Below are 3112 nucleotides of genomic sequence, written 5' to 3' on the forward strand. Positions count from 1 at the left end.
GATATTGCTGAGGAGAGGGTGTTTTGAGCATGGCAGTCAGTCCATTTTTTGCACTGACCTTATTAGATCAAAGTCCTGGCCTCACGGCCAGGACTTTGTCATCAATCTGAAAGCCTCGCGAGAGGCTTTTTTTCTGTCTGTTATCTGCCTGACGATCAGTTGAAGATTTCTGCGGTGCCGTACAGTTTGTTCTGGCCACCGGCGGAAATGATGCGATAAGAGTTGGCACCAGTTGCTTCAGCTTTGCTCGCCAGTTCAGCTTCCAGAGCGCTCAGACTGCTTGCACCACTGGCGGAAACGACACCGATTTTTTGTGCATCGGCTGCCGATTGGCTGGTGACTTGATCAGCGGCAACGCTAGCGAAAGAAGTCGCAATTAATAGCGGAATAAGAGCAAAATTTTTGATGTTTTTCATGGTGTGGTCCTCAGATTTTCTATTAGGGGAGAGGAGGTTTCCTCTCGATGAGTTGAATAATAGGCGATCTTTCTGAGATGGAAAATCGGAGGGTTTTGATTATTTTAATCAAATTAACTGAATTTAATTGGGGTGTGCGTGGAGCTGATTGGCGGGGTGTTGAGATCACCGCTACCTTTAACGGAACTATTTAGCGGAGAAAGCGTATGATCGTTGTCCATCACCTGGAAAGTTCGCGCTCGCAGCGCATTCTGTGGTTCCTTGAAGAGCTAGGTGTCCCCTATCGGGTACAGCGCTACGCGCGTGATAAAACTACCATGCTGGCACCGCCGGAACTGAAAAAGATCCACCCACTGGGGAAATCACCGGTGCTTGTCGACGGCGATCTAGCGCTGGCGGAATCTGGTGCAATTATTGAATATTTGCAGGAAGTCTATGATGTGCAGGGGCACTTCAAGCCCAGCGATTTTCATGCCCGCCAGGAGTATCGTTACTGGCTGCATTATGCCGAAGGTTCGCTGATGCCGCTGCTGGTGATGAAGTTAGTGTTCAGCCGCTTGGGGCACCCGCCGATCCCGTGGCTGATTCGCCCGGTGGCGGGAGCGATCGGCAAAGGGGTGCAAAAGGAATATCTGGATAAACAGATTGCCACCCACCGCGTTTATCTGGAGCAGCATCTAAACCACAATCTCTGGTTTGCTGGTGATCGTTTCAGCGCTGCAGATATTCAGATGAGTTTCCCGCTGGAGGCCATGGCGGCACGCGGTGGGCTGGAGGGTTGCCCAAACTTGCAGGGCTATCTGCAGCGCATTCACGTTCGGCCAGCCTATCAGCAGGCGCTGCAACAGGGTGGGCCGTTGAAGATACTTGGGTGAACCCCGATGCCTTTTCGTGCCGATTGTCGCGATCTTTAGTTGATCAGACAGCGTAGAAGACTAGATAATCGTTTGCCTCAAATCGTGCCTGCACATTTCAAGCCTTAGCCCCGTTGGCTTTGCTTGGGATCGGTTAGGCAAAAAGCATCATCAATCACCCACTTTATGCAAGAAGAGTTAAACGTTTGCTTTTTTACACGGCGCTTTTGTGGCGTTCAACAAGGGTATGACAGCGAACGTGACGGAAACGATTTCGTAATGACCATGCATGAGTGGAATAACAAGCCATATTTAGATCAGATGGCAATGAAACACAGGGGATAGCAACATGTCGAATTTTCAAGCGAACCACGCCACGAAACCTAAAGGCGGGCTTGATGCGTATTTTAAACTTTCTGCACGGGGTACCAACGTGCGTCAGGAAGTGGTAGCGGGGTTAACCACTTTTCTGGCGATGGTCTATTCGGTGATTGTGGTGCCCAGCATGTTGGGCAAAGCGGGCTTTCCGCCAACCGCCGTGTTTGTGGCCACTTGCTTGGTGGCGGGGTTGGGTTCTCTGCTGATGGGGCTGTGGGCCAACCTGCCGATGGCGATTGGTTGTGCGATCTCCCTGACGGCGTTTACCGCCTTTAGCCTGGTACTGGGCCAGCACATCAGCATTCCTGTCGCGTTAGGCGCGGTATTCCTGATGGGGGTGCTGTTCACTATTATCTCCGTGACCGGCATTCGTTCCTGGATCCTGCGTAATCTGCCGATGGGCGTTGCGCATGGCACCGGCATTGGTATTGGTCTGTTCCTGCTGCTGATCGCGGCTAACGGTGTCGGCCTGGTGGTGAAAAACCCGCTGGATGGCCTGCCGGTGGCGCTGGGGGCATTCACCTCTTTCCCGGTGGTGATGACGTTGCTGGGGCTGGCGGTGATTTTCGGCCTGGAAAAACTGCGTGTGCCGGGTGGTATCCTGCTGGTGATTATCGCTATTTCCGTGATCGGCCTGATTTTTGACCCGGCGGTGAAGTACCAAGGCCTGTTCGCTATGCCTAGCCTGGCAGATGCTGACGGTAAATCGCTGATCTTCAGCCTGGATATTATGGGGGCCTTACAGCCCGTAGTGTTGCCAAGCGTGCTGGCGCTGGTGATGACGGCGGTATTTGACGCGACGGGTACCATCCGTGCAGTGGCCGGGCAGGCAAACCTGCTGGACAAAGACGGCCAGATCATCAACGGTGGCAAGGCGCTGACGTCAGATTCCCTGAGCAGCATCTTCTCCGGGTTGGTCGGGGCTTCTCCTGCGGCAGTGTATATCGAATCAGCCGCTGGGACGGCAGCAGGCGGTAAAACGGGCCTGACGGCTACCGTGGTCGGGATCTTGTTCCTGCTGATCCTGTTCCTGTCACCGTTGTCTTATCTGGTGCCGGTTTATGCTACTGCTCCTGCGTTGATGTACGTGGGGTTGCTGATGCTGAGCAACGTAACCAAGCTGGATTTCAACGATTTCGTTGATGCGATGGCGGGCTTGCTCTGTGCGGTGTTTATCGTGCTGACCTGCAACATCGTAACTGGCATTATGCTGGGCTTCAGTTCCCTGGTCATTGGCCGCATCTTCTCGGGTGAATGGCGCAAGCTGAACCTGGGTACCGTGCTGATTGCTGTCGCGCTGGTTGCATTCTATGCCGGTGGCTGGGCGATTTGATTTTTATCGGCCCTCTCCTGCGGGAGAGCAGCTGTGTTTAAAGTCAATGGGTGATGATTAATTTGTCACCCATTGCCTATTATCTCGCAGCATCGCGTTTAATATCGTTAACAGCTTTCTGATGCACGCGG

The 3112-nt window shown here is 53.2% G+C and carries 3 protein-coding genes; 2 read left to right on the plus strand and 1 reads right to left on the minus strand.

Annotated elements, in window-relative coordinates; genetic code table 11:
• Window positions 1–155: 155 nt before the first annotated feature.
• Window positions 156–416, minus strand: a complete 261-nt coding sequence (bhsA, locus tag WG891_RS26480; protein WP_337265077.1) for a multiple stress resistance protein BhsA — start codon at window positions 414–416, stop codon at window positions 156–158.
• Window positions 417–622: 206 nt separating this feature from the next.
• Here bhsA and WG891_RS26485 point away from each other — a divergent pair, with 206 nt between their 5' ends.
• Both WG891_RS26485 and WG891_RS26490 read left to right on the plus strand, forming a co-directional pair.
• The gene (locus tag WG891_RS26485) at window positions 623–1291 is read left to right on the plus strand and encodes a glutathione S-transferase family protein (RefSeq protein ID WP_076941748.1); all 669 of its coding nucleotides are present in this window, start codon (window positions 623–625) and stop codon (window positions 1289–1291) included.
• 328 nt (window positions 1292–1619) lie between these two features.
• Window positions 1620–2981, plus strand: coding sequence for an NCS2 family permease (locus tag WG891_RS26490; RefSeq protein WP_156294048.1), 1362 nt, complete (start codon window positions 1620–1622; stop codon window positions 2979–2981).
• Window positions 2982–3112 lie beyond the last annotated feature (131 nt).

This window comes from Serratia sp. MMO-28 (assembly GCF_037199905.1).
GTDB lineage: Bacteria > Pseudomonadota > Gammaproteobacteria > Enterobacterales > Enterobacteriaceae > Chania > Chania oryzae.

Bases quoted from the DNA above. Each gene is read 5' to 3' on its own strand.
- bhsA (WP_337265077.1), bottom strand. From the start codon at position 416: ATGAAAAACATCAAAAATTTTGCTCTTATTCCGCTATTAATTGCGACT.
- WG891_RS26485 (WP_076941748.1), top strand. From the start codon at position 623: ATGATCGTTGTCCATCACCTGGAAAGTTCGCGCTCGCAGCGCATTCTG.
- WG891_RS26490 (WP_156294048.1), top strand. From the start codon at position 1,620: ATGTCGAATTTTCAAGCGAACCACGCCACGAAACCTAAAGGCGGGCTT.